Source organism: Spirillospora sp. NPDC049024, from assembly GCF_040649235.1.
Classification (GTDB): Bacteria; Actinomycetota; Actinomycetes; order Streptosporangiales; family Streptosporangiaceae; genus Spirillospora.
Genome location: NZ_JBEZFD010000009.1, coordinates 72,601 through 96,267 on the forward strand (window position 1 = coordinate 72,601; position 23,667 = coordinate 96,267).

At 75.3% G+C, this 23,667-nt stretch carries 26 protein-coding genes; 16 read left to right on the plus strand and 10 right to left on the minus strand.

All coding sequences use genetic code 11. The annotated features are described in order from the left end of the window. Nucleotides 1–86: 86 nt before the first annotated feature. Nucleotides 87–854: a hypothetical protein gene (locus AB0C21_RS18390; protein WP_500205452.1), complete on the minus strand. Its 768-nt coding sequence runs from the start codon at nt 852–854 to the stop codon at nt 87–89. A 196-nt stretch (nt 855–1,050) separates the two neighbouring features. Here AB0C21_RS18390 and AB0C21_RS18395 point away from each other — a divergent pair, with 196 nt between their 5' ends. Genes AB0C21_RS18395 through AB0C21_RS18415 form a run of 5 tightly spaced genes read left to right on the plus strand, consistent with a single transcriptional unit; the run spans nt 1,051 to nt 5,275 of the window. Beyond that, a complete protein-coding gene (locus AB0C21_RS18395) occupies nt 1,051–2,067 on the plus strand; it encodes an AAA family ATPase (protein WP_353821880.1) in 1,017 nt (338 codons plus the stop codon). Continuing rightward, nucleotides 2,064–3,128, plus strand: coding sequence for a DUF58 domain-containing protein (locus tag AB0C21_RS18400; RefSeq protein WP_500205454.1), 1,065 nt, complete (start codon nt 2,064–2,066; stop codon nt 3,126–3,128). Before AB0C21_RS18395 ends, AB0C21_RS18400 begins: the two co-directional genes overlap by 4 nt. After that, complete coding sequence (locus AB0C21_RS18405; protein ID WP_500205456.1) at nt 3,125–4,072, plus strand: VWA domain-containing protein; 948 nt, start codon at nt 3,125–3,127, stop codon at nt 4,070–4,072. The genes AB0C21_RS18400 and AB0C21_RS18405 overlap by 4 nt, the downstream gene beginning before the upstream one ends. Nucleotides 4,073–4,112: 40 nt before the next feature. Continuing rightward, on the plus strand, nt 4,113–4,727 hold the full coding sequence (locus tag AB0C21_RS18410; RefSeq protein WP_500205458.1) for a class I SAM-dependent methyltransferase: 615 nt from the start codon (nt 4,113–4,115) through the stop codon (nt 4,725–4,727). Continuing rightward, entirely contained in the window at nt 4,724–5,275 is a 552-nt protein-coding gene (locus AB0C21_RS18415; protein ID WP_500205459.1) for a TrmH family RNA methyltransferase, read from the plus strand. Before AB0C21_RS18410 ends, AB0C21_RS18415 begins: the two co-directional genes overlap by 4 nt. A gap of 37 nt (nt 5,276–5,312) precedes the next feature. Here AB0C21_RS18415 and AB0C21_RS18420 read toward each other — a convergent pair whose 3' ends face one another. Beyond that, nucleotides 5,313–6,155 carry a LysR family transcriptional regulator gene (locus AB0C21_RS18420; RefSeq protein WP_500205461.1) on the minus strand — a complete coding sequence of 281 codons (843 nt, stop codon included), beginning with the start codon at nt 6,153–6,155 and terminating at the stop codon, nt 5,313–5,315. A 73-nt stretch (nt 6,156–6,228) separates the two neighbouring features. Between AB0C21_RS18420 and AB0C21_RS18425 the strand changes: the two genes are divergently transcribed. Next, nucleotides 6,229–7,473, plus strand: coding sequence for an MFS transporter (locus AB0C21_RS18425; protein ID WP_500205462.1), 1,245 nt, complete (start codon nt 6,229–6,231; stop codon nt 7,471–7,473). A gap of 171 nt (nt 7,474–7,644) precedes the next feature. Then, nucleotides 7,645–9,477 (plus strand): SAM-dependent methyltransferase, encoded by a 1,833-nt coding sequence (locus tag AB0C21_RS18430; RefSeq protein WP_500205464.1) that lies wholly within the window; start codon nt 7,645–7,647, stop codon nt 9,475–9,477. A gap of 18 nt (nt 9,478–9,495) precedes the next feature. On the opposite strand, the gene AB0C21_RS18435 is transcribed toward AB0C21_RS18430, so the two are convergent. Continuing rightward, nucleotides 9,496–9,717: an EF-hand domain-containing protein gene (locus AB0C21_RS18435; protein WP_500205465.1), complete on the minus strand. Its 222-nt coding sequence runs from the start codon at nt 9,715–9,717 to the stop codon at nt 9,496–9,498. A 118-nt stretch (nt 9,718–9,835) separates the two neighbouring features. Here AB0C21_RS18435 and AB0C21_RS18440 point away from each other — a divergent pair, with 118 nt between their 5' ends. Continuing rightward, nucleotides 9,836–10,651: a glycerophosphodiester phosphodiesterase family protein gene (locus AB0C21_RS18440; protein WP_500205467.1), complete on the plus strand. Its 816-nt coding sequence runs from the start codon at nt 9,836–9,838 to the stop codon at nt 10,649–10,651. On the opposite strand, the gene AB0C21_RS18445 is transcribed toward AB0C21_RS18440, so the two are convergent. Then, nucleotides 10,581–11,258 carry an HAD family hydrolase gene (locus AB0C21_RS18445; RefSeq protein WP_500205469.1) on the minus strand — a complete coding sequence of 226 codons (678 nt, stop codon included), beginning with the start codon at nt 11,256–11,258 and terminating at the stop codon, nt 10,581–10,583. The two genes, AB0C21_RS18440 and AB0C21_RS18445, sit on opposite strands and share 71 nt — an antisense overlap. A gap of 56 nt (nt 11,259–11,314) precedes the next feature. On the opposite strand from AB0C21_RS18445, the gene AB0C21_RS18450 reads away from it, so the two are divergent. Together AB0C21_RS18450 and AB0C21_RS18455 are read left to right on the plus strand one after the other, a co-directional pair. Beyond that, nucleotides 11,315–12,073, plus strand: coding sequence for a DeoR/GlpR family DNA-binding transcription regulator (locus AB0C21_RS18450; RefSeq protein ID WP_149258323.1), 759 nt, complete (start codon nt 11,315–11,317; stop codon nt 12,071–12,073). After that, nucleotides 12,070–13,269 (plus strand): MFS transporter, encoded by a 1,200-nt coding sequence (locus AB0C21_RS18455; RefSeq protein WP_500205471.1) that lies wholly within the window; start codon nt 12,070–12,072, stop codon nt 13,267–13,269. The genes AB0C21_RS18450 and AB0C21_RS18455 overlap by 4 nt, the downstream gene beginning before the upstream one ends. On the opposite strand, the gene AB0C21_RS18460 is transcribed toward AB0C21_RS18455, so the two are convergent. Beyond that, a complete protein-coding gene (locus AB0C21_RS18460; protein WP_500205474.1) occupies nt 13,259–13,549 on the minus strand; it encodes a type II toxin-antitoxin system Phd/YefM family antitoxin in 291 nt (96 codons plus the stop codon). The two genes, AB0C21_RS18455 and AB0C21_RS18460, sit on opposite strands and share 11 nt — an antisense overlap. Before the next feature lie 181 nt (nt 13,550–13,730). On the opposite strand from AB0C21_RS18460, the gene AB0C21_RS18465 reads away from it, so the two are divergent. The 3 genes from AB0C21_RS18465 to AB0C21_RS18475 all read left to right on the plus strand — a co-directional run bounded on the left by AB0C21_RS18465 (nt 13,731) and on the right by AB0C21_RS18475 (nt 15,390). Next, nucleotides 13,731–14,303 (plus strand): ClpP family protease, encoded by a 573-nt coding sequence (locus tag AB0C21_RS18465; protein ID WP_500205771.1) that lies wholly within the window; start codon nt 13,731–13,733, stop codon nt 14,301–14,303. Further along, nucleotides 14,300–14,905 (plus strand): ATP-dependent Clp protease proteolytic subunit, encoded by a 606-nt coding sequence (locus AB0C21_RS18470; protein WP_500205480.1) that lies wholly within the window; start codon nt 14,300–14,302, stop codon nt 14,903–14,905. The genes AB0C21_RS18465 and AB0C21_RS18470 overlap by 4 nt, the downstream gene beginning before the upstream one ends. 140 nt (nt 14,906–15,045) lie before the next feature. Beyond that, nucleotides 15,046–15,390, plus strand: coding sequence for an RNA polymerase-binding protein RbpA (locus tag AB0C21_RS18475; protein ID WP_149258318.1), 345 nt, complete (start codon nt 15,046–15,048; stop codon nt 15,388–15,390). Between the two features lie 127 nt (nt 15,391–15,517). On the opposite strand, the gene AB0C21_RS18480 is transcribed toward AB0C21_RS18475, so the two are convergent. Together AB0C21_RS18480 and AB0C21_RS18485 are read right to left on the minus strand one after the other, a co-directional pair. Further along, complete coding sequence (locus tag AB0C21_RS18480) at nt 15,518–16,183, minus strand: response regulator (protein WP_500205482.1); 666 nt, start codon at nt 16,181–16,183, stop codon at nt 15,518–15,520. After that, entirely contained in the window at nt 16,180–17,184 is a 1,005-nt protein-coding gene (locus tag AB0C21_RS18485; RefSeq protein WP_500205483.1) for a sensor histidine kinase, read from the minus strand. The genes AB0C21_RS18480 and AB0C21_RS18485 overlap by 4 nt, the downstream gene beginning before the upstream one ends. A 136-nt stretch (nt 17,185–17,320) precedes the next feature. Between AB0C21_RS18485 and AB0C21_RS18490 the strand changes: the two genes are divergently transcribed. Genes AB0C21_RS18490 through AB0C21_RS18500 form a run of 3 tightly spaced genes read left to right on the plus strand, consistent with a single transcriptional unit; the run spans nt 17,321 to nt 20,525 of the window. Next, nucleotides 17,321–18,250: an ABC transporter ATP-binding protein gene (locus AB0C21_RS18490; protein WP_500205484.1), complete on the plus strand. Its 930-nt coding sequence runs from the start codon at nt 17,321–17,323 to the stop codon at nt 18,248–18,250. Continuing rightward, nucleotides 18,247–19,701, plus strand: coding sequence for an ABC transporter permease subunit (locus tag AB0C21_RS18495; protein ID WP_500205486.1), 1,455 nt, complete (start codon nt 18,247–18,249; stop codon nt 19,699–19,701). Before AB0C21_RS18490 ends, AB0C21_RS18495 begins: the two co-directional genes overlap by 4 nt. After that, nucleotides 19,698–20,525 carry an ABC transporter permease gene (locus tag AB0C21_RS18500; RefSeq protein ID WP_500205487.1) on the plus strand — a complete coding sequence of 276 codons (828 nt, stop codon included), beginning with the start codon at nt 19,698–19,700 and terminating at the stop codon, nt 20,523–20,525. Before AB0C21_RS18495 ends, AB0C21_RS18500 begins: the two co-directional genes overlap by 4 nt. 3 nt (nt 20,526–20,528) lie before the next feature. Here the strand turns inward: AB0C21_RS18500 and AB0C21_RS18505 are convergent, their stop codons facing one another. From AB0C21_RS18505 to lnt, 3 genes are all read right to left on the minus strand, one after another. Further along, entirely contained in the window at nt 20,529–21,092 is a 564-nt protein-coding gene (locus AB0C21_RS18505) for an FxsA family protein (RefSeq protein WP_500205489.1), read from the minus strand. A gap of 87 nt (nt 21,093–21,179) precedes the next feature. Further along, complete coding sequence (locus AB0C21_RS18510; RefSeq protein WP_500205491.1) at nt 21,180–21,926, minus strand: polyprenol monophosphomannose synthase; 747 nt, start codon at nt 21,924–21,926, stop codon at nt 21,180–21,182. A gap of 5 nt (nt 21,927–21,931) precedes the next feature. After that, the gene (gene lnt, locus AB0C21_RS18515) at nt 21,932–23,638 is read right to left on the minus strand and encodes an apolipoprotein N-acyltransferase (protein ID WP_500205493.1); all 1,707 of its coding nucleotides are present in this window, start codon (nt 23,636–23,638) and stop codon (nt 21,932–21,934) included. Nucleotides 23,639–23,667: the final 29 nt, after the last annotated feature.

Here is a 23,667-nt window from a genome sequence, read left to right on the forward strand (position 1 = left end):
CCCGCCGTACCACCCCGCAACGCCCTTTTCCCCTACGCAGGCCACCCTTTCCCAACGCAAGGGACACGCCACCACAAACGGCCCCCCTACAGCGGGGCGCCGTCGTCACCCCCCGAACCCGACGGCGAAGGCGACGGAGCCGGCGTCGACGGCCCCGGCGACCGCGGCGGCGGCGTCGACGGCGCAGGCGTCGTGGGAACCGGCGACCGCGGCGACACCCGCCACGACGGCGTCGGCTCCGGCGGCGGAGGCGGCGGATCCTTCGCCTCCGGCACACACGCGAACAGCACCCCCATCAGCAACCCCAGCACCAGCAGCACCGCCGCCAACCCCACCACGGCGCCCACCAGACTCCGCTCCGGCGGACGCTCCCCCACCGGCACCGGTCCCCCGCCCACCACCGGCCGAGGCCGCTCCAACGCAGGCTCACCCGCCCCCAGCCAATACGGCTGGAACTGCGGACCACGCCGCCGACCACCCCACCACCCACGACCCGATCCCTGGAACACCACCGGCTCCAGAAACCGCTCCGCCCCCGCACGATCAGCCTCGTACAGCGTCGCCACCCACGGCGCCGGCCCGTCCGGCTGCGCCGCCACCACCGGCGCCTCACCAGGCCCCCCGGCCCCCGCCGCACGCCCCGGACCCGGCACCGCCGCATTGATCGCCGCCCGGAACCGGTCCCGCGCCGCCGCGTCACCCGCCGCGCCCCGGTTCAGCACCGCCACACTCGCGCGCCGCCCCTCACCGTCCACCCCCAGGAACACGATCCCGGCGGCCGACTCCGACAGGCGCGCCGACAGACGGAACGGCCCCAACTGGGCCGGGTCACCCGGCGGCAACGGCCTCGACATGGCCGCAACACTAACAACCACGCCCTACGATCGGCCCCGGGAACACCCCCGCCGCACCCCCGAACCGATCACCCGCCACACGCACGTATCCCCGGCGAACGGGTACAAGTGATCGCGTAGGGTCGTAAGGCGCCCGCGCCGCACCACCACCACGCACGATGACAGGGCACACGACGGACAAGTGAGGGACACCCACATGACCATCGCCGCCACCGACGTCGACGAGGCCGCAGCACTCCTGCAGACCACCCTCACCGAGGTCAAGAAGGTCATCGTCGGCCAGGAGCACATGGTCGAGCGCATGATCGTCGCGCTCCTCGCCCGCGGCCACTGCCTCCTCGAAGGCGTCCCCGGCGTCGCCAAGACCCTCGCCGTCGGCACCCTCGCCCGCGTCGTCGGCGGCACCTTCGCCCGCCTCCAGTTCACCCCCGACCTCGTCCCCTCCGACATCGTCGGGACCCGCATCTACCACCCCTCCACCGAGCAGTTCGACGTCGAACTCGGCCCCGTCTTCGTCAACTTCGTCCTCGCCGACGAGATCAACCGCGCCCCCGCCAAGGTCCAGTCCGCCCTCCTGGAGGTCATGGCCGAACGCCAGGTCTCCCTCGGCGGCAACACCTACCCCCTCCCCCGCCCCTTCCTCGTCCTCGCCACCCAGAACCCCATCGAGTCCGAAGGCGTCTACCCCCTCCCCGAAGCCCAGCGCGACCGCTTCCTCATGAAGGTCGACGTCCACCACCCCGCCGCCCACGAGGAACTCCAGATCCTCCAGCGCATGAGCGTCGACCCGCCCGAAGCCGCCCAGATCCTCGACACCGACCGCCTCGCCGGCCTCCAGCGCGCCGCCGAGGAGGTCTCCGTCCACGAACTCATCGCCGACTACATCGTCCGGCTCGTCATGGCCACCCGCGAACCCGACCAGTACCGCCTCCCCGACCTGCGCGGCGTCATCGACATCGGCGCCAGCCCCCGCGCCACCCTCGGCCTCGCCTCCGCCGCCCGCGCCCTCGCCCTGCTGGCCGGACGCGACTACGTCCTGCCCGACGACGTCCGCGCCGTCGCCCGCGACGTCATGGCCCACCGCATCGTCCTCACCTTCGACGCCCTCGCCGACGGCGTCGACACCGCCGACGTCATCGGCCAGATCCTCGCCGCCGTCCCCCCGCCCCGCGTCGTCTGGAACCACGGCGCCGCAGCGGTGACCACCGCATGACGGCCCGTCCTCCAGCCCCCGCCCACCGCCAATCAAACGACGAGCTCCGCTCGGCCCGCCGTCGGCGCAGCGGCAAACTCGCCCACCTCGCCCCCGAACGCACCCTGCGCCGCCTCGAACTCCAGGTCACCCGACGCCTCGACGGCCTCCTCAACGGCGAGCACCTCGGCCTGCTCCCCGGCCCCGGCACCGAACTCGCCGAAGCCCGCCTCTACCAGCCCGGCGAGGACGACGTCCGCCACATGGACTGGGCCGTCACCGCCCGCACCACCACCCCCCACGTCCGCGACCTCATCGCCGACCACGAACTCGAGGCCTGGGCCCTGGTCGACCTCACCCCCAGCATGGACTTCGGCACCGGCACCATGATCAAACGCGACCTGGCCGTCGCCGCCCTCGCCGCCGTCGGCTTCCTCACCGTCCGCCTCGGCGACCGCGTCGGCGCCTACCTCCTCCACGACGACGGCATGCGCCGCTGGCCCGCACGCACCGGCAAGGCCGCCCTGTACGCCCTCCTCCAGGCCGTCCTCGACGCCCAGTCCGTCGACGACACCGCCGGACGCCGCACCACCGCCACCGCCCCGCCCCGCGACCTCGCCGCCGCGATCGCCGCCCTCGACCGCGGCCAGACCCGCCGCGGCCTGCGCGTCCTCATCTCCGACTTCCTCACCCCCGACGGCGCCGACCCCACCCCCGACGGCCCCCACGGCCAACCCGCCTGGGAACGCCCCCTGCGCCGCCTCACCGCCCGCCACCAGGTCCTCGCCATCGAGATCATCGACCCCCGCGAACTCGACCTCCCCGACGTCGGCCTCGTCGAGATGACCGACCCCGAGACCGGCACCGTCCACGAGATCGTCCTCAGCCGCCGAGTCCGCGAACGGTACGCGGCCGCGGCCGCCGCCCAGCGCGACCGCACCCGCGCCGCACTGCGCCGCTGCGGCGCCCACCACCTGGTCCTGCGCACCGACCGCGACTGGATCGCCGACGTCGCCCGCTTCGCCCTCCGCCAGCGCCGCGCCGCAGGCCGGCCCGTGACCACCGCGGGAGTGCGCCCATGACCTTCCTGTCACCCGAACGCCTCTGGCTCCTCGGCCTCCTGCCGGCCCTGGCCGCCGCCTACCTGCTGATGCAGCTGCGCCGCCGGCAGTACGCCGTCCGGTTCACCAACCTCGCCCTGCTGTCCCAGGTCGCCCCGCGCCGCCCCGGCTGGCGCCGGCACGTCGCCGCCGTGCTGTTCCTCATCATGATCGCCCTCATGATGTTCGGGTTCGCGCGGCCCGCCACCGCCGTCAAGGTCCCCCGCGACCGCGCCACCATCGTGGTCGCGGTCGACGTGTCGCTGTCCATGATGGCCAGGGACGTCACCCCCAGCCGCCTCGACGCCGCCAAGGCCGCCGCCAAGCGGTTCATCGGCGACCTGCCCCGCCGCTTCAACGTCGGCGTCGTCGCCTTCGCCGGCAGCGCCAACCTCATCGCCGCCCCGACCGCCGACCGCGACGCCGCCGTCGCCTCCCTCGACCAGCTCGTCCTCGCCAAGCGCACCGCCATCGGCGAGGCCGTCTTCACGTCCCTGCAGGCCGTCCGGTCCCTGGACGCCCAGGCCCGCCAGGACCCGCCGCCCGCCCACATCGTCCTGCTGTCCGACGGGGACAACACCACCGGCCGCTCGGTGCAGGAGGCCATCGACGCCAGCCGCGTCGCGCACGTCCCGGTCTCCACGATCGCGTTCGGCACCCCCTACGGCACCGTCGACATCGAAGGCGAGACCACCAGCGTCTCGGTCAACAAGGAGACCCTGAAGAGCCTCGCCGAGAGCACCGAGGGCAAGGCCTACGAGGCCGCCGACGCCGACCAGCTCCGCGAGGTCTACGCCAACATCGGCACCTCCCTCGGCTTCCGGACCGAGCACCGCGACGTCGCCGCCCGCTACGTCGGCATCGCGCTGCTGTTCGCCTTCGCCGCCGGCGGCGTGTCCCTCGTCTGGTTCTCGCGCCTCCCCTGACGGCACGCGCGGCCCCCGAACGCTGATACGGTCGGCCGACGTGGGGGAACACTACTTCGCCGACCGGCCCGACGCCGCCAGCCGCCGCCGCACGGTCGACCTCGTCCTGCCGGACCTGCACCTGCGGCTCGCCACCGACAGCGGCGTGTTCTCCCCCGACCGCGTCGACCCCGGCACCCGCGTGCTGCTGGAGACCGTCCCCGCGCCCCCGGCGACCGGAGACCTGCTCGACCTCGGCTGCGGATACGGCCCCATCGCCATCACCATGGCCAAGCGCTCGCCTCAGGCGAGGGTTATTGGAGTAGATGTGAATCAGCGAGCCCTGGGGCTCGCTGAGGAGAATGCCAAAGCCGCCGGCCTTGACAATGTAAGGTTCAGTCTGGTGGACGAGACCGACCCCGAGCTGCGGTTCGCGGCGATCTGGTCCAACCCGCCGATCCGCATCGGCAAGGCCGCCCTGCACGACCTCCTCCTCACCTGGCTCCCCCGCCTCGCCCCCGGCGGCCTCGCCCACCTCGTCGTCCAGAAGCACCTCGGCTCCGACTCCCTGCAGAAGTGGCTGACCGGCCAGGGCTTCCCCACCGAACGGATCGCCTCCCGATCCGCCTACCGCGTCCTGCGCGTCGCGTCCCGCACGGAAGGCCACACCCGATGAGCACCCCCGACCCCGCCCAGGGGCGCCGCCAGCTGCGCGCCACCGACGTCAAGCGCCTCAACCGCGACTGGCGCCGCCGCACCGAGGCCCGCCTCGGCCTGCTCATCGAATCGGTCACCCAGCCCTTCAACATGGGCTCGATCATCCGCAGCGCCGCCGTGTTCGGCGTCGAGCACCTGTGGCTCGCCGGCAACGCCACGCCCCCGACCCACCGCAACGTCGCCAAGACCGCCCTCGGCACCGACCGCCTCGTCTCCTGGGAGCACGCCGGCACCGCCGCCGAGGCCGCCGCCGCCGTCCGCAAGGAGGGCCTGCGCCTCGTCGCCGTGGAGCTGACCACCGACGCCGTGCCCCTGCACGAGGCCCCCCTCGGCGGGGACGTCTGCCTCGCCATCGGCAGCGAGGACCACGGCTGCTCCCCCGCCCTGCTGGCCGCCGCCGACGCCGTCACCTACATCCCCCAGGTCGGACGCGTCGGCTCCCTCAACGTCGCCACCGCCACCGCCATCGCCCTCGCCGAGGCCCGCCGACGCGAATGGAGCGCCTGACCCCCACCGGCAGCCGACAGCCGGGGCGCGGCGGTCGTCAGATCATGCGTCGGAGCGCGGTCTCCACCGCATCGACCAGGGGATCACCGTCGGTCGCCGGGTGCCGGACAAGACCGAACTCGACGTCCGGCAGGGCGGGCAGGGCGTCCGCGTCATGGCAGGCCATGGCCGGTTCCAGGTTCGCGGGCATGAGCGCCGCGACGCCGAGCCCGGCTCGCACCGCGGCCAGCACGCCCGCCAGGCCGTTGCTCTCGAACGCCACCCGCCAGCGCCGATCGGAACGCACCAGCGTCTCCAGCACCGCCGTACGCCACGAGCACGGGTTGGAGAACAGCACCACCGGCAGCGGATCCGCGGCCACGTCCACGCCCTGCCCGACCGCCCAGACCAGCGGGCGGCGCACCGTCCAGCGCGGCGGCCCGGGAACGCACGGCATCACGTCGAGCACGAGTTGGACGCGGCCCGCGTCGTAGGCCTCCCGCATCGCGGCGTTGGAGAGGCTGAGCACCTCCAGCGTCGCGCCGGGGTGCAGCCGGGCCAGGTCGGCGAGGGCCTGCGAGAGCCGGGACGCGGCGAGGTCCTCGAGGAGCCCGACGCCGCAGCGGCCGGTGAGCGCGCGCACGGTCTCGGTGAGCGCCTGCGCGGACAGCGAGAGGATGCGCTCGGCGTAGGGCAGGAGCTCCTCGCCAGCCCGGGTCGGCGCGACGCCCGAGGCCGAGCGGTGCAGCAGCGGACGGCCCACGGTGCTCTCCAGCCTGCGCAACTGCTGGCTGATCGCGGGCTGGGTCTGCCCGAGCGCGGTCGCGGCGCGGCTGATGCTGCCCGCCCGGACGGCGGTGACGAACGACCGCAGCAACGCGATCTCGAGATCTCTCGCCATAAGGCGCCATTATGTCGGATCAAGCGGATTAACCACTTCCTATGGCCAGGAGAGATCATCTAGCGTCGCGCGGGTGACCGGATACCGACAGGTGCTCGCCGTGCCGAGGATGGCGCCCCTGCTGGGCATCGCGTTCCTCGCCCGCGCCGCGATCACGGCCGACGTGATGGCGCTGACGATGTACGTCGTGCTGGGCCTGGACATGAGCTACGCCGCGGCGGGAGGCGTCGCGGCGGCCGTCAGCACGGGGATGGCGCTGGGCGGGCCGCTGCTCGGCCGCGTGATCGACGCGCGGGGGCCGCGGGTCGTCCTGCTGGCCACCGCCGCGGCGCAGGCCGTGTTCTGGCTGAGCGTGCCGGTCCTGCCGTACGGCGCCCTGCTGGGCGCCGCCTTCGCGGCGGGCCTGCTCATGGTGCCGGTCCCCCTGGTCACCAGGCAGGCGATCGCCGCCATGACGACGGCGGGGCAGCGCCAGGCCGCGTTCGCACTGGAATCGGTGCAGGGCGAACTGTCGTACATGCTGAGCCCCCCGATCGTGATCTTCTGTGCGGCGAAGGCGTCCCCCGGCCTGGTGGCGTGGGGCGTCGGCGCCGCGATGCTGGTGGGCGCGGTGGGCATCGCCCTGCTCGACCCGCCCCTGCGGACCGGGGACGAGACGGACGCCGCCGCGGTCGGCCGCCCTCCCCGCCGGGAGTGGCTGGGCCCGGGCATGATCGCGACGCTGGTGACGGCGTTCGGCGCCACCATGCTGCTCAGCGCCACCGACCTGGCCATCGTCGCCACCCTCGAAGACGCCGGCCAGGTCTCCTGGGCGGCCGTGGTCGTGGCCGTCTACGGCGTCTCGTCCGTCGTCGGCGGGCTGGTGTACGGCGCGCTCCCCCGGCCGCTGCCCGCGTGGCTGCTGCTCGGTCTGCTCGGCCTGGCGACCGTGCCCGCCGGGCTCGCCCACGACTGGCGCTGGTTGTGCGCGGCCGGCGCCGGCGCCGGGCTGCTCGCCGCCCCGACGCTGTCCACGGTGGCCGACGCCGTCAGCCGCCTCGCGCCCGCCGGCGTGCGCGGCGAGGCCACGGGCCTGCAGTCCTCGGCGCTGAGCGGGGGCTTCGCGCTCGGGGCCCCCGCCGCCGGCACGGCGATCGACCTCACCGCTCCGGGAGGCGGCTTCGCCGCCGCCGGGCTGGCCGGCCTCGCCGCCGCACTGGCCGGAGTCCTGCTGTCCCGCCGCACGACGCCCCGCTCGCGGCCTCCCCTCAGCGCTCCCGCTCCCGGCGGGCCGCCGGACCTCGAACCCTCCGGGTCCGCTATCCGGCCCGGCGCGTGAACCAGGGGCCCCGACATGCGCCGGCGGGATCTCCCACCGGCCGCGCACGCGTTACGATCACGGCATGCAGTTCCTCATCTTTGCGTAGGACGCCCCCGCCGCCGCTGATGCCGCGGCGGCCTCCGGCGTCCCCGTAAACCGGCCCCCGGGCCTTCCTGAGGAACCGACTCCATGACAGCGTCATACGCGGCCGTGCTGCGCGCCCCCCACGCCTCCCGCACCTTCGCCTTCGCCTTTCTGGGAAGGCTGTCCTACGGGACCGTCTACCTGTCCCTCACCCTGGCGTTCACCGCGACCACGGGCTCCTACGCCCAGGCCGGCGGGCTGCTGGCCCTGCTCGGCCTCACCGTCTCGGTCGTGTCGCCGGTGCGCGCGGCCATCATCGACCGGCACGGGCCCCGGCGCGCCCTGCCCCCGATGGCCACCGCCTACGCCCTGCTCCTCGCCGCCCTCGCCGTCCTCACCTCACGGCCCGACGCGCCCGTCCCGCTGCTCGGCGTCCTCACCACCGCCGCCGGGGTCACCGCACCCCCGGTCGGCGTGGTCATGCGGACGCTGTGGAACGGCCTCCTCCCGGAGGGCCCTCTCCTGCGCCGCGCCTACAGCCTCGACACCGTCTCCGAAGAGCTGGTCTTCGTCACCGGCCCGCTCCTGGCGGGCCTGCTCGCCGCGGTCGCCGCGCCGTCCCTCGGGGTCGCCCTCGGCGCCGTCCTCATCGCCGCCGGGACCTTCGGGATGGTCGCCTCCCCGGCGGCCCCGCGGCCGGCGCCGCGCCGCCGCGCGGCCCGCGTGCGGGTGTTCCCGCTCGCGCCGGCCCTCACCGCCGCCGCCACCGGAGTCGTCCTCGGCTCGACCGGCCTGCTGGCCGTCGCCTTCACCGAGCGCCACCACCAGCCCGCGGCGGTCGCCTGGGTGGAGGCCGCGGTCGCCGCCGGCAGCACCCTCGGCGGCCTCGCCTACGGCGCGCTGAGCCGGGCCGCACCCGGACGCACCCGGCTCGCCGTGCTCGCGTGCCCGCTCGGCCTCGCCCTCGCCGCGGCGGGGCTCGCCCCCTCCGTCGCCGTCCTGGCCGCGGCGGCGGCCGCCGCCGGACTGTTCGTCGGACCGACGCTGACCACCGCCTACCTCCTCGCCGACGCCGGCGCGCCGCCCGGCGCCCGGACCCGCGCCGTGGCCTGGGTCAACACCGCGCTGAACCTCGGCGCTTCCGGCGGCACGGCCGCCACCGGCGCGGCCCTGGACGTGCTCCCGCTCCCGGCGTGCTACGCCGTCGCCGCGGCTCCGGCCGTCCTGGTCCCGCTCGCCCTGCTCGCTTTGCCGAAACGGCAACGCAGTTCGCCGCCGGACGCGGTCGCGGCGCACCATCGGAGCATGGACGACACCACCACCCACCAGGAGTACTGGGACTCCCGCTACTCCGAGCACCACCACATCTGGAGCGGCGAGCCCAACGCCGTCCTCATCCAGGAGGCCGCCGGGCTGGAGCCCGGCACCGCCCTGGACCTCGGATGCGGCGAAGGCGCCGACGCCGTCTGGCTGGCGCGGCGGGGCTGGCGCGTCACCGCCGCCGACATCTCCGGGGTGGCGCTCGAGCGCGCCGCCCGCCGCGCCGAGGAGGCCGGCGTCGCCGACCGCGTCGACTGGCAGCGCCGCGACCTCGCCGCCTCCTTCCCCGAAGGGTCCTACGACCTGGTGTCGGCGCAGTTCCTGCACTCCCCCGCCGACATGCCCCGCGAGGAGGTCCTGCGGGCCGCCGCCGCCGCCGTCGCGCCCGGCGGGATCCTGCTCGTCGTCGGGCACGCCGGGCCCCCGCCGTGGGACCCCGGCGCCCACCCCGGGGTGCACCTGCCCACGCCCGACGAGGTCCTGCACTCCCTCGGCCTGCCGGACGGCGAATGGGAGGTCCTGCGCAGCGACGAGCACGAACGCGTCCAGACCGCACCCGACGGCCGCACCATGACCCGCACCGACAACGCCCTCAAGCTGCGGCGCCGGGCCCGCTGACCCGCGCGGCCGCCGCCGTCACCGGGACGAGGTGCGCTCCATCAGCGCGGCGAACTCCTCCAGGGAGATCTTCCCGTCCCGGTTGGCGTCGGCGGCCACGACCACCTCCACGGCGCGGGTGTCGGTGACGTCCTGCCCCAGCCGGCTCATCAGGTTCTTCAGCTCGGCCGTCGAGATGTAGCCGTCGCCGTCCACGTCCACCAGCTCGAACGTCGCCCTGTAGTCGTTCACGTCCGCCATGTCCGCGTTCTCCTTGCTGATCGGTTTTCGCCGCGCCGACGCTAGCACCGGCGTTCTCGCCCCCGCCCTTTACGCAGTAAGGTCAAGACGGGCGGCGAGGTCGGCCATAATCGGACGGGTGCGGCGCTCGTTCGAATTCCTCGACCATCCCGGCCCGATCCCCTTCGCCCACCGCGGCGGCGCGGCCGGGCGCCCGGAGAACTCGATGGCCGCGTTCCAGCGCGCCACCGACCTCGGCTACCGCTACCTGGAGACCGACGCCCACGCCACCGCCGACGGGGTCGTGGTCGCCTTCCACGACCGCACCCTCGACCGCGTCACCGACCGCACCGGCGCCATCGCCCGGCTCCCGTACTCCGAGGTCGCCAAGGCCCGCATCGGCGGCACCGAGCCCATCCCCCGCCTGGAGGACGTCCTCGGCTCCTTCCCCGAGGCGCGCGTCAACATCGACCTGAAGGACGCCCCCGTCATCGGCCCGCTCGCCGAGACGCTGCGCCGCACCGACGCCTGGCACCGGGTGTGCATCACCTCGTTCTCCACCCGCCGGCTGGCGCAGATGCGCGCCAGGCTTCCCCAGTACACCGACCACGATGTGTGCATGGCGCTCGGCCCGCGCGGCCTGATGGCGCTGCGCGCCAAGTCCATCGGCGGGCCCACCGCCAAGCTCGTCCGCCTCGCCGCCACCGGCGTCGCCTGCGCCCAGGTGCCCTACGGCCTCGGCCCGGTGCCCTTCGTCACCGAGGCGTTCATCGAGCACGCCCACCGGCTCGGGCTCCAGGTCCACGCGTGGACGGTCAACGACCCCGCCGCCATGAAGCGCCTCCTGGACCTCGGCATCGACGGCATCATGACCGACGAGCTGGTCACCCTCCGCGACGTGATGGCGTCCCGCGGCCTGTGGCCGTACGAGACCCCGCCCGCCGCCGTACCCTGACCCCGCCCGGTCCGGCGACGCGGGCCAGCTCGGCGCGCAGCCCCGGCACTCCGGTGAACAGCACCGAACGGATGCCGAGCATCCGGGCCGCCCGCACGTTCTCCTCGCGGTCGTCGACGAAGACCACCTCGTCCGGGGCCGCGCCGAGCCGGCCGGTCAGCTCGTGGAAGATCTCCGGCGCGGGCTTGGCGAGGCCCAGGTCGGCGCTGTAGAGCCGGTGCCGGAACAGCGGCGCCCAGGGCCGCCCGTCCACCATGCGGGCGAGCTCGACGGGCGCGTTCGACAGCAGGGCGAGCGGCGTGCCCCGCCCCGCCAGCTCCCTCAGCAGGGCGACGGTGTCCTCGTTGACGTGCGCCCAGGTGCGGACGTCCAGGGTCACCAGGACGTGGATCAGGTCGTCGTCCACCGGCACGTCGAGCCGGCCGCACACCCGCCGCCAGAACTCCGCGGCCGTCACGGCGGCCAGGTCGTAGTCCCGCCGGTGCGCCCAGTACACCGGCCAGAACCGCGCGGGCGGCGCACCCACCGTCTGGGGCAGCAGCGCTCCGGCGCCCACGGGCGGGGACGCGCTGATCACGCCCGCGTAGTCGAACACGATCCATGTCATGGGGCCTCCCGAGGTCTCGGTTGACTACCTAACACTAAAACTGGTTGATTGAACACATGGAGAGTTCGAAACGGGTGGACATGCTCATCGAGCGGTTGCGAACCACCGAGCGGGTGAGCGTGACGGAACTGGCCGAGGAGACCGGCGCCTCGGAGATGACCATCCGGCGCGATCTCGACCTGCTCGCCGAGCGGGGCGTGCTGCGCCGGGTGCGGGGCGGGGCGGTGAGCCTGCTGCTGCGCGGCGAGGCGATGCCCTTCGCCGTCCGCGAGCACGAGGCGGCCGAGACCAAGCGGCGCCTCGCCGCCGAGGTCGGAGCGCTCCTCACCGACGGCGAGGCCGTCGTCCTGGACGCCGGCACCACCGCCCTCACCGTCGCCCACGCGATCGCCGGGCGGCGGCTCACCGTCGTCCCCCTCGACCTGCACTCCGCGAACGCCCTCAGCGGGGCACCGCAGATCCGGCTGCTGGTCCCGGGCGGGCGGACCACGCCCGGGGCGCTGGCGTTCACCGGGCCGCTCACCGAGGCCTCGCTCTCCTCGCTGCGCGTCGACACCGCCGTCCTCGGCGTCTGCGGCCTGTCGGCCGAGCACGGGCTGACGGCGCACGACCTCGACGAGGTCCCGGTCAAGCGCGCGGCGATCGCCTCGGCCCGCCGCGTCGTCGCCGTGTGCGACGGCGCCAAGTTCGGCCGCAGCGGCCTCGGCCTCGTCTGCCCGGCCACCGACCTCGACATGGTGGTCACCGACCGGTCCGCCCCCGACGCCGCCGTCGCCCGCCTGCGGGACGCCGGCGTGGACGTCAGGCTCGTATGACCGCTCCCGAGACGGCAGGACCACCGCGGGCGGCCCGGCTGGCCACCTTCGCCTACTTCGCCCTGGCCGGGTTCCTGCTGGGCATGTGGATCGTCCACATCCCTCCCATCGAGCACCGGACCGGGATCGACCACGCGGTGCTCGGACGGCTCCTGCTGCTGCTCGGCGCGGGCGCGGTCGCCGGGATGCGGATCGCGGGCCCCCTCACCGACCGCGCCGGCGCCCGCGGGGTGGTGCCGCTCAGCGCCGCGGCGGCCGGCGCCGCGCTGGTCCTGCCGGGCCTGGCGACCGGCCCGTGGACGCTCGGCGCGGCACTGCTGCTGCTCGGCGCCTGCCACGGAGCGCTGGACGTCGCCATGAACGCCCACGCCGTCCAGGTCGAGCGCGGCTACGGAAGGCCCGTCATGGCCGCCTTCCACGCGACCTTCTCCCTCGGCGGCGTCCTGGCGGCCCTGGTCGGCGCCCGGACGCTCACCTGGGGCTGGAGCCCGGCGGCCACCTTCGGCCTCGTGGCGCTCCTGAGCACCGCCGCCGGCGCTGCGGCCGCTCCGGCACTACTGCGGTCGGGCGGTACGCCCGACGCCGCCGCGCCGGTGCGCCGCCGGACGCCCCGGCGCATCCGGGGGCTGGCCGCCCTCGCTTTCATGATCATGCTGTGCGAGGGAGTGGCGAACGACTGGAGCGCGCTGCACCTGCGCGGTCTGGACGCGTCCCCCGGTACGGCGGCGCTGGCGTTCGGGGCCTTCTCCACCGCCATGACCGGCGGGCGGCTGCTGGCCGACCGGCTCGCCGCGCGCTTCGGCCCGGTGGCCGTCCTCCGCAACGGCGCCGGCCTGGCCGCGTGCGGCCTGGCGCTGGCGGCGCTGTCGCCCCGGGAGGCTCCGGCCCTGATCGGCTGGGCCGTGCTCGGCGCGGGGCTGTCGGGGGCCGTCCCCCAGTTGTTCAGCGCCGCCGGCCACCACGACCGGGCCGCCTCCGGCGCCAACGTCTCCCGCGTGGCCGGACTCGGCTACCTCGGGATGCTCGCGGGCCCCGCGGTCATCGGCCCGCTCACCCGCGTCATGCCGCTCGGCCTGACGCTGCTCCTGCCGGCCGCGCTCTGCGTCGTCGCGGCTGCGGCGGCGGGCCTCGTCCGCCCCCGGGACGACGCGGGCACCCGTCCGCGGACGGGCCTCGGAACCGGGGTCAGGGCCTGAAGCCGGGCGGGCGGTACTCGGCCGCGATGCGCATCGGCGGCTGCGGCGGCTGCTGGGGCCGCTCCGCGGGACGGGACGGCTGCCCGGGCGGCACGGTCCCGCCCATCTGCAGGTCGGCGCGCTGGGAGCGGACGGTCTCCAGGAGCTCCAGATCCTCCGGGGAGACCAGGGCGGCCATCACCCGGCCCCGCCGCGTGAGCCGGACGGGCTCGCCGGTGTAGGCGACCCGGTTCACCAGATCCGCGAACTGGGCGCGTGCTTCGGTTACCGGAACATCCACGTGATTCATCGTATAGCGAAACACTCCGCCGCCCTCTGGCCGTCCTCCGGCTTCTGGATTACTGTCCGTACGTAGTGTACGAAATGTACAGATGATCAAGGAGGCTCGGGTGAACGGCGAACCGTGGCGAGAGGACGGCGGGCAGCGGGCGGAGACGTTCGCGGGCAGGTCGCGGGCCGGCGTGGCCGAGCTGCCGCGACTGGCGGACGCCCAGCTGTTCGAGCGGCTGCTGGCGCAGCGGATCGTGTTCCTCGGCAGCGAGATCGACGACGGGGTCGCCAACCGGGTCAGCGCGCAGCTCCTGCTGCTCGCCGCGCAGGACGCCCGGCGCGACATCACCCTCTACATCAACTCCCCCGGCGGCGTCGTGGACGCCGGGATGGCGATCTACGACATGATGCAGTTCGTCCCGAACGACATATCCACGGTCGCGATGGGCATGGCCGCCTCCATGGGACAGACGCTGCTGTGCGCGGGGACGCGGGGCAAGCGGTACGCGCTGCGCCACGCGCGCGTGATGATGCACCAGCCGCACGGCGGCATCGGCGGCACCGCGTCCGACATCAGGATCCAGGCGGAACAGTCGCTCTACCTCAAGCGGACCCTGGCGGAGCGCACCGCGTTCCACACCGGCCAGCCGCTGGAGCGCATCGAGGCCGACGGGGACCGCGACGCGTGGTTCACCGCGGAGGCGGCCCGCGACTACGGTTTCGTCGACCACGTCATCGACAGCACCGACCGGGTGGGCACATGACACGAGCGGAACGGCGCTCCCTCGTCCCCCAGTTCGAGGAGCGCACCGGCCAGGGCCGGAAGGAGACCGACCCCTACAGCAAGCTGTTCGAGGAGCGCATCGTGTTCCTCGGCGCGCCGGTGGACGACACCAGCGCGGGCGACGTCACGGCGCAGATGCTGGCGCTGGAGGCGATGGACCCCGACCGGCCCATCGCCCTGTACATCAACTCGCCGGGCGGCTCGATCACCGCGATGCTGGCGATCTGCGACACGATGCGCTACGTGCGTCCCGAGATCGAGACGACCTGCGTCGGGCAGGCCGGGTCGGCCGCGGCGATCCTGCTGGCGGCGGGCTCGCCCGGACGCAGGCAGGCGCTGCCGGACGCGCGGATCCTGCTGCACGAGCCGGCGCTCGAGACGGCCGGCGGCCAGGCCACGGACCTGGCGATCCAGGCGCAGGAGGTGCTGCGGATGCGCGGGCAGACCGAGGCGATCCTCGCCGAGGCCACCGGGCACGACCCCGCGGACGTCCGCCGCGACCTGGAGCGCGAGCGCTACTTCACCGCCGAGGAGGCCAAGGAGTACGGGCTGATCGACGCGGTCCTGGTGTCCCGTCACTAGCGCGCCGGCCGCGTGTTCCCCGCCGGCGGCTGGGGACGGCCGCAAACAGCAGGGTTGGATCACCCCGGGCGCGGGAATCTTGGCAGGGTGTTCAGCGTTGGTCAGGGCAAGACCGCAAGCCGTCTGGGAGGCACGTGACGATGGCCGAGCGCGCACTTCGCGGCACCCGACTCGGAGCGACGAGCTACGAGAACGATCGCAACACCGATCTGGCCCCTCGCCAAGAGGTGGACTACACCTGCACGAAGGGCCACCGGTTCACCGTGACGCTCGCAGCCGAGGCCGAGGTGCCGATCACCTGGGAATGCCGCAGCTGCGGCGCCACGGCCCTGCGGGTCGACGGGGAGCTGCCCCAAGCGAAGAAGGGAAAGCCGCCGCGGACCCACTGGGACATGCTCATGGAGCGCAGGACCGTGGAAGACCTTGAGGAGGTCCTGGCCGAACGCCTGGAGATCCTGCGAGCGGGACGCAGGAAGTCCGCGTGAACGGCTGACAGGCTCGTAGCGAAGGCCCGTACCGGCGAGGGTGCGGGCCTTCGCCATGCCCGGGGGCGGGCGTCGCGGCCCGGTCCGCCCGGGTCGCCGGTCCGCCCGGGTCGCCTGTCCGGCCGGGTCACCTGTCCGAGCGGGGCAGCACCAAACCGCTCTCGTAGGCGGCGACGACCGCCTGGACGCGGTCGCGCAGCCCGAGCTTGCGCAGGATCCGGCTGACGTGGGTCTTGACCGTCTCCTCCCCGACGACCAGCCGGGCGGCGATCTCGGCGTTGGACAGGCCCGCCGCGACCAGGCGCAGCACGTCGGTCTCGCGCGGGGTCAGGGCGTCCAGGGCCGGCCCCCGCGACGGCGGGCGCGGCCGCAGCCGCGCGAACTCCCCGATGAGGCGGCGGGTGACGGCCGGGGCGAGCAGCGCCTCCCCCGCCGCGACGACCCGGACGGCGTCGAACAGCCGCTCGGCCGTGACGTCCTTGAGCAGGAACCCGCTGGCGCCCGCGACGAGGGCGTCGTAGACGTGCTCGTCCAGGTCGAACGTGGTCAGCATCAGCACCCGCGGCGGGTCCGGCTCGGCGGTGACGCGGCGGGTGGCCTCGATGCCGTCCATGACCGGCATCCGCACGTCCATCAGCACGACGTCCGGACGGTGCTCGCCGCACACCCGCACCGCGGCGGCGCCGTCGGACGCCGTCGCGACGACCTCCAGGTCCGGCTGGGTGCCCAGCAGGGCCCCGAACCCGGCGCGGACGACCTCCTGGTCGTCGGCCACCACGACGCGCACGCTCACGGCTCCTCCTCCAGCGGCAGGACCGCCTCCACCAGGAACCCTCCGCCGGGCCCGGGGCCGGTGCGCAGGTCGCCGCCCGCGGCGGCGGCCCGCTCGCGCATGCCGAGCAGCCCGTGCCCGGCGGGGCCGCCGCCGGGCACGGGCCCGGGGCCGTTGTCGCGGACGCTGACGCGCAGGGCGTCCGGCGCGTACTGGAGCTCCACGTCGACGGCGGCGCCCGGCGCGTGCCTGCGGGCGTTGGTCAGGGCCTCCTGGACGATCCGGTAGACCGCCAGCTCCAGCCCCGGGTCCAGGGCGGCGACGTGCCCGCCGACGATCAGCCGGACGCCCGCGGCGCCCGACTCGCGGGTCTGGTCGACCAGGTCGAGGAGCTCCTGCAGGCCGGGCTGGGGGCGGCGGGTCGGCTCGGCGCCGGCGTCCTCGCGCAGCACGCCGAGCAGCCGCCGCATCTCGGTGAGCGCGGTGCGGGCGGTGTCGCCGATGGCCAGCAGCCGCCTGGCGCCCTCGTCCGGCATGCCGGGCACCGCGAGCCGGGCCGTCTCGGCCTGCACGGAGATCATCGAGATGTGGTGGGCGACGACGTCGTGCAGCTCGCGCGCGATGCGGGCCCGCTCGCCGCGCGCGGTGTGCTCCAGCAGGGTGCTCTCGAACGCCCGCCGGGAGGCGGCGAGCGCGGCGGTCTCGGCGCGGCGCCGCAGGACGCGGCGGCGCGCCAGGACCGTCCAGACGGTGACGAGGGCGGCGAGCGCGGCGACGGCGGCGCCGCGGTGCAGGACGCACGCCGCGGCCGCGGACACGGTGATCGCGGCGGCGGCGGCCGGGGCCCGGTCGCGGACGAGCGCCAGCGGGAGCGTGGCGCACACGTCCACCACCAGGGCCAGGGACAGGACCACCCCCGAACCGTGGGTGCGGTACACGGCCTCGGCGGCGGCGGCCAGGGCGAGGCACCCGCCGGCCACCGGCCACCGCGCCCGCCCGGCGGTCTGGTCGCTGTCGCCCACGCACGCCATTGTGGCGCGGACGGCGCCGCGGCGGCGTCCCTCGCGGGAGGGACGCCCTCTCCCCCGACCCCTGCCCGCGAAGACTCCTCCCCCGCGTGATGACCCGGGGGCGCGGCGCTCCGTAGCCTCCCGGTCCATGGAGGCAACCATCGAAGTACGGGGCCTGCGCAAGCGGTACGGGCCCACCGTCGCCGTGGACGACCTGTCGTTCACGGTCGGCCCCGGGCGGGTCACCGGGTTCGTCGGCCCGAACGGCGCCGGCAAATCCACCACCATGCGCATGATCATGGGCCTGGACCGGCCCGACGGCGGGACCGCGCTGGTCGGCGGCAGGCCCTACCGGACGCTGCGGACGCCGCTGTGCCGGCTCGGGGCGATGCTGGACGCGTCGGCGGTCCACCCGGCCCGCCGCGCCCGCGACCACCTGCTGTGGCTCGCGCACGCCAACGGGCTGCCGGTCCGGCGGGTGGACGAGGTGATCGGGCTGACCGGGCTGGCGAGCGCGGCGCGCCGCCGGGCGGGCGGCTTCTCCCTCGGCATGCGGCAGCGGCTCGGGATCGCCGCGGCGCTGCTCGGGGACCCGCCGGTGCTGATGTTCGACGAGCCGGTCAACGGCCTGGACCCCGAGGGCGTCACCTGGATCCGGGGCCTGCTGCGGTCGCTGGCCGCCGAGGGGCGGGCCGTGCTGGTGTCCAGCCACCTGATGGCCGAGCTGGAGGGCGGCGCCGACCACCTGGTGGTGATCGGGCGCGGCAGGCTGGTCGCCGACACCAGCGTCGCGGACCTGCTGGCCGCCGCGTCCGGCGGCCGGGTCGAGCTGCGGACCGCCGAACGGCGCGAGGCCATGACCGCGCTGGCCCGCGCGGGCGCCACCGTGGCCGCTGCCGGGCCGGACGCGGTCACCGTCACCGGGCTGGCCGCCGAGCGGATCATCGCGGTGCTCACCGAGGCCGGCGTGGGGTTCACCGGCATCGGCGAGCACCGCGCCTCGCTGGAGGAGGCCTACATGGAGCTGACCCGCGACGCTGTGGAGTTCCAGAGCGCGCCGGTCCAGGAGGCCCTGTGAGCACGCCGGGGCCGGCCGCGGCGACCTCGTACCGCAGCACGGTCGAAGCCGGGGCCCGCGACGGGTTCGGGCGGCTGCTGCTCGCCGAGTGGACCAAGCTGCGCACCGTCCGCCGCTGGATACTGGCCCTGCCGGCGGCGGTGCTGCTGGCCGTGCTCGTGGCGCTGCTGTCGGCGGCGGGCAGCGAGTCCACCGGATCGGGGGACGGGCCGTCCGACCCGGCGCGGCTCCAGACCATCGACCTCGGCCACTACACCTACCTGCCCCTGGCGGGCGACGGCTCGATCGTCGCGCGCGTCACCTCCCAGGAGGGCGGCGGCGCGTGGGCCAAGGCCGGCCTGATGATCAAGGGGAGCGCGGACCCGGGCACCCCGTACGCGGCGCTGGTGGTGACGCCGGGGCACGGCGTCCGGCTCCAGACCGGCTACAAGGCCGGCGGCGCCTACGGCGGAGCGGGCGCCGTGCCGCGCTGGCTCAAGCTGACCCGCGACGGGACGGGCGTCACGGGCTACGCCTCGTCCGACGGCCGCGACTGGCGCCGCGTCGGGTCCGTCCGGCTGGAGGGCCTGCCGAAGACGGCCCTGGCGGGCATGGTCGTGTCGGCCCCGGACAAGGTCGAGGTGCGGCGGATGTTCGGCGGGGAGAGCGTCTCGGGCGAGCCCTCCGCCACCCGGGCGACGTTCGACCACGTGTCGGTGACGCCGGCGCAGCCGGGCGCCGTGTGGCGCGACCGCGGCGCCATGGACGGCCCGGCGGCCGACCCGTCGCTGGACGGCCGCACCGGCTCCGGCGGGACGTTCGCGCTGAAGGGAGTGGGCGACATCGGGCCCAACGCGTTCGCCGACGACACCGCCAAGACGACCCTCGCCGGGGTGCTGATCGGCCAGGTGGCGATCGTGGTGGTGGCGGTGCTGTCGGTGACGGCCGAGTACCGGCGCGGGATGCTGCGCACGACGTTCGCCGCCTCCCCCGGCCGCGGCCGGGTGCTGGCCGCCAAGGCGGTCGTGGCGGGCCTGGCGGCGCTGGCGGCGGGGCTGGCGGCGGCGGTCGGGTCGGTGCTGCTCGCGGGCCCGGTGCAGCGCTCGCACGGGCTGGCGACGCCGTCCCTCGCCAACGGGACCGTGCTGCGCGCCGTCCTCGGCACGGCCGCGCTGCTCGCCGTGATCGCCGTGTTCTCCCTGGCGGTCGCCGTGATCGTGCGGCGCAGCGCGCCCGCGATCACGATCGTGCTGCTGCTCCTGCTCGTCCCGCAGATCGTCGCGACCGGGCTGCCGCTGTCGGCGGCACGGTGGCTGGAGCGCCTCACCCCGGCGGCCGGGTTCGCGATCCAGCAGACCGTCGCCCGGTTCGACCGGGCGATCGACCCGTGGGCCGGGTTCGGGGTGCTGTGCGCCTACACGGCGGTCGCGCTGGCCGCCGCCGCGTGGCTGCTCAGGCGGCGGGACGCATGACCGGTCGGGCACGCGGGAGCCGGCGCGCGCTGCACGCGCTGCACGCGCTGCACGCCGAATGGACGAAGCTGCGCACGGTGCCGAGCACCGCGCTGCTCGCGCCGGCGCTCGCCGTCCTGGTCGCCGCGGTGGGCGCCGCGGTCACCGGGACCGTGGACACCGCGCACTGCGCCACACCGGCCGGGTGCATGGAGGACACGCCGAAGCTGGCGCTGTCGGGCGTCCAGGTGGGGCAGGTCGCCGCGGTCGTCCTCGGCGTGCTGGCGGTCGGCGGCGAGTACGCCGCGGGGACGATCACCGCGACGCTGGCGGCGGTGCCGGGCCGGATCACGGTGCTGGCCGCCAAGGCCGCCGTGGTGGCGGGCCTGGTCGCCGCGGCCGGGACGGCCGGGGTGCTGGCGTCGCTGGCGGCGGGGCGGGGCATCCTGCCCGGCAACGGCTTCACGGCCGCGAACGGCTACCCGCCGCTGTCGCTCGCCGACGGCCCCACCGCCCGCGCGGCCGCCGGGACCGTCCTGTACCTGGTGCTGGTCGCCCTGCTGGCGCTGGGCGTGGGGACGGTGCTGCGGGAGCAGGCGGCGGCGATCAGCGCGGTGCTGACGCTGCTGTGGATCGTCCCGGTCCTGGTCCGGCTCGTCGGCGACGACGCCTGGCGGGAGCGGCTGTCGAAGGCCGCGCCGATGACGGCGGGCCTGGCCGTCCAGGCGACGCGGGGCGTGGACCGGTTGCCGATCGGGCCGTGGCAGGGCCTCGGGGTGCTGGCCGCCTACGCGGCCGCGGCCCTGCTGGCGGGCGGCGCCGTGTTCGCCGCCCGCGACGCCTGACGGTCAGGCGCGCGAGGGCCTGTCGTGCCTCTGCCCGGCGGGCGCGTCGTCCTGCTCGGCGGGCGTGTCGTCCTCGATGACCTCGCCGCGGACCACCGGTCCCGGCGGGGTCTCGACGCGCTCGGGGCCGCGGCCGCGGCCGAACGGGTCGAACCCGGCGGCGCCGGGCGGGAACATCGTGGCGGCGCGCTCCTCGGCGGCCCGCATCCGCCGGGCCGCGAACACGCCCAGGACCCGGCGGACGAGCGGGCGGGTGAACGGGAGCACCAGCGCGAGCCCCAGCACGTCGGTGACGAAGCCGGGGACCAGCAGCAGGACGCCGCCGGCCATGACCAGCGCCGCGTCGGCGACCTCCCGGTCGGGCAGGACGCCCCGCCGCGCCGTCTCCTGCAGGGCCCGCCAGGCGCGGCGGCCCTCCCGCCGGACGAGCCACGCGCCGAGGACGGTCTCGGCGATCAGCAGCCCGACCGTGGGCCAGACGCCGATCACCCCGCCGACCTGGATCAGCACGAAGATCTCCAGGACCGGCAGCAGCAGGAGCGCCAGGACGATCAGCAGCGGCAGCATGTCTCCATCTTCGGGGTCGTCGAAAGCCTCTCCCCCGTTCAACGCCGGGACGGCCCCGTTCGTTTCCCGGCGCGCGCCCGGCGCGCGTCAGCGGGGGTCGCGGAGCTTGCCGATGCGGTCGGACATCCCCCACTGGGTGATGCGCAGCGCCGCCTCGGCCATCACGTCCCGGCTCATCTTGCTGGTCCCGTGGACGCGCTCGACGAACGTGATCGGCACCTCGACCACGCGCAGGCCCTGCCGCAGGGCCCGCAGCGCCAGGTCGATCTGGAAGCAGTAGCCGCGCGAGTCGACGCCCTCCAGCCCGATCTTCTCCAGGGTCGCGGCGCGGAAGGCGCGGAAGCCGCCGGTGGAGTCGTGCAGCGGGATGCCGAGCATCACCCGGGCGTAGGTGTTGGCGCCGCGCGACAGCGCCTCGCGCCGCTTCGGCCAGTTGCGCACCCTGCCGCCGGGCACCCAGCGGGCGCCGATGACGAGGTCGGCGTCCTCCAGCGCCGACAGCAGCCGCGGCAGCTCCTCGGGCTGGTGGGAGCCGTCGGCGTCCATCTCGACCATGACGTCGTAGCCGTGCTCGGCGGCCCACCGGAAACCGGCGATGTAGGCGGGCCCGAGGCCCTCCTTGCCCTCCCGGTGCAGGACCTTGACCTGCTCGTCCGCGGCCGCCATCGCGTCGGCGACCTCGCCGGTCCCGTCGGGGCTCGCGTCGTCCACGACCAGGACGTCCACCGACGGGACGGCCTCGCGCACCCGCCCGGTGATGCGCTCGATGTTGTCCCGCTCGTTGTACGTCGGGATGATCACGAGCACCCGGCCGAGCCCGGCTGGGATCTCCATCGGCGTCAATTCCCCTCGTTCTTCCTGGCTGTCCGTACCGCCGCGCCGACCGCGCCGAGCCCGAGCAGCGCGAGCGCCCACTCGGGCGCCTCCCCCAGCCGGTCGGCCGTCGTCCGCGACGCGCGCGCCGGGACGGCCGCGACCTGGATGTCGGGGACGAACTCCCGGGACCGGTCGACCATCCGGCCGTCGGGGGCGACGATGGCGCTGATCCCGCTCGTCGCGGCTACCAAGATCGTACGGCCATGTTCGACCGCGCGCAGCCGCGACATGGCGATCTGCTGGGGCGGCAGGCTGGTCTTGCCGTAGGTGGCGTTGTTGGTCTGCACGACCAGGATGTCACCGCGCGCCACGTCGCGGACCTCCTTGTCGTAGGCGACCTCGAAGCAGATCACGTCGCCGATGTCCACCGGCCCGAGCGCCATCACGCCGGAGCGGTCGCCCTTGGCGAAGTCGCGCGGGATCCGCTCGAACCGGGTGATCAGCTTGGTCAGGACGTCGCGGAACGGCAGGTACTCGCCGAACGGGACGGGGTGCCGCTTGACGTAGTAGTCGCCCGGGCCGGTCCAGGGGTCCCAGACGATGCCGCGGTTCTCGACCTTCTCCCCGTCGGGGGTGTCGGTGAGGGCGCCGACGAGGACGGGGACGCCGATGTCCTTCACCGCGTTGTCGATGGCGGTGTAGGCGTCGGGCTCGGCGTAGGGGTCCAGGTCGCTGGCGTTCTCCGGCCACACCACCAGCTCCGGCTTGGCGAACCGCCCCGCGCGGACCCCCTCGGCCAGCTCGTGGGTGGCCTTGACGTGGTTGTCCAGCACGGCCTTGCGCTGGCCGAGGAAGTCCAGGCCGAGGCGCGGCACGTTCCCCTGGATCACCGCGACGGTGACCGGGCGGCCCGAAACCGGGGTGGGGATCAGCAGGCCGCCGGCGACGACGGCGCCGACCGCGCCGAGGCAGACCGCGGCGGGGACCAGGGCCCGGCGCGTCCGGGACGGCTCCCGCCCGTCGGCACCGTCGGTCTCGGAGCCGTCGGGCTGGGAGGCTCCGGCCTGGGCGCGGTGGGTCCAGGCGCGGTGGGCGGCCACGGCGGCGCAGGCGAGGAGCCCGCCCAGCAGGGCCGTCAGGAACGTGACGAGGGGCGCGCCGCCGAACGACGCGTACGGGGTCAGCGGCGTGTCGGTCTGGCTGAACGCGAGCCGCGCCCAGGGGAACCCGCCGAACGGGACGCGGCCGCGGACCGCCTCCTGGCCGACCCACAGCGCGGCCGTCCACACCGGCCAGCCCGGGAGCCGGGTGACCAGCGCGATGCCGGCGCCGAGGGGCAGGAAGTAGGCGGCCTCGACGAGGCTGAGGATGATCCAGCCGTCCGGGCCGATCCGGGAGATGCCCTCCAGCGCGGGGATGAAGAACGCGGCGCCGCCGACGAAGGCGAGCCAGGCGCCGGTGCGGGCGGCCTGCCCGCGCAGCGCGAGGGTCAGCAGCGCGACGCCCAGCGGCGCGAGGGGCGTGAGGTCGAACGGGGGGAAGGCGGGCCACATCAGGAGCCCGGCCGCCGCGGCCAGCAGCGTGCGGGGCCAGCCCGCGCGGCCGCCGGAGCGCAGGCCGCCGCGCAGCCGGGCGAGCCGCCGGCGCGGCGCCCCGCCACCGGGCTCGCCGCCCGGGCCGCCGTCCGGCCCCGCGGCCGAAGACCGGTCCGGGAGGGTCTCCTGGGCCACGTCCCACCTCGTTCACTCGGGTCCTTGCC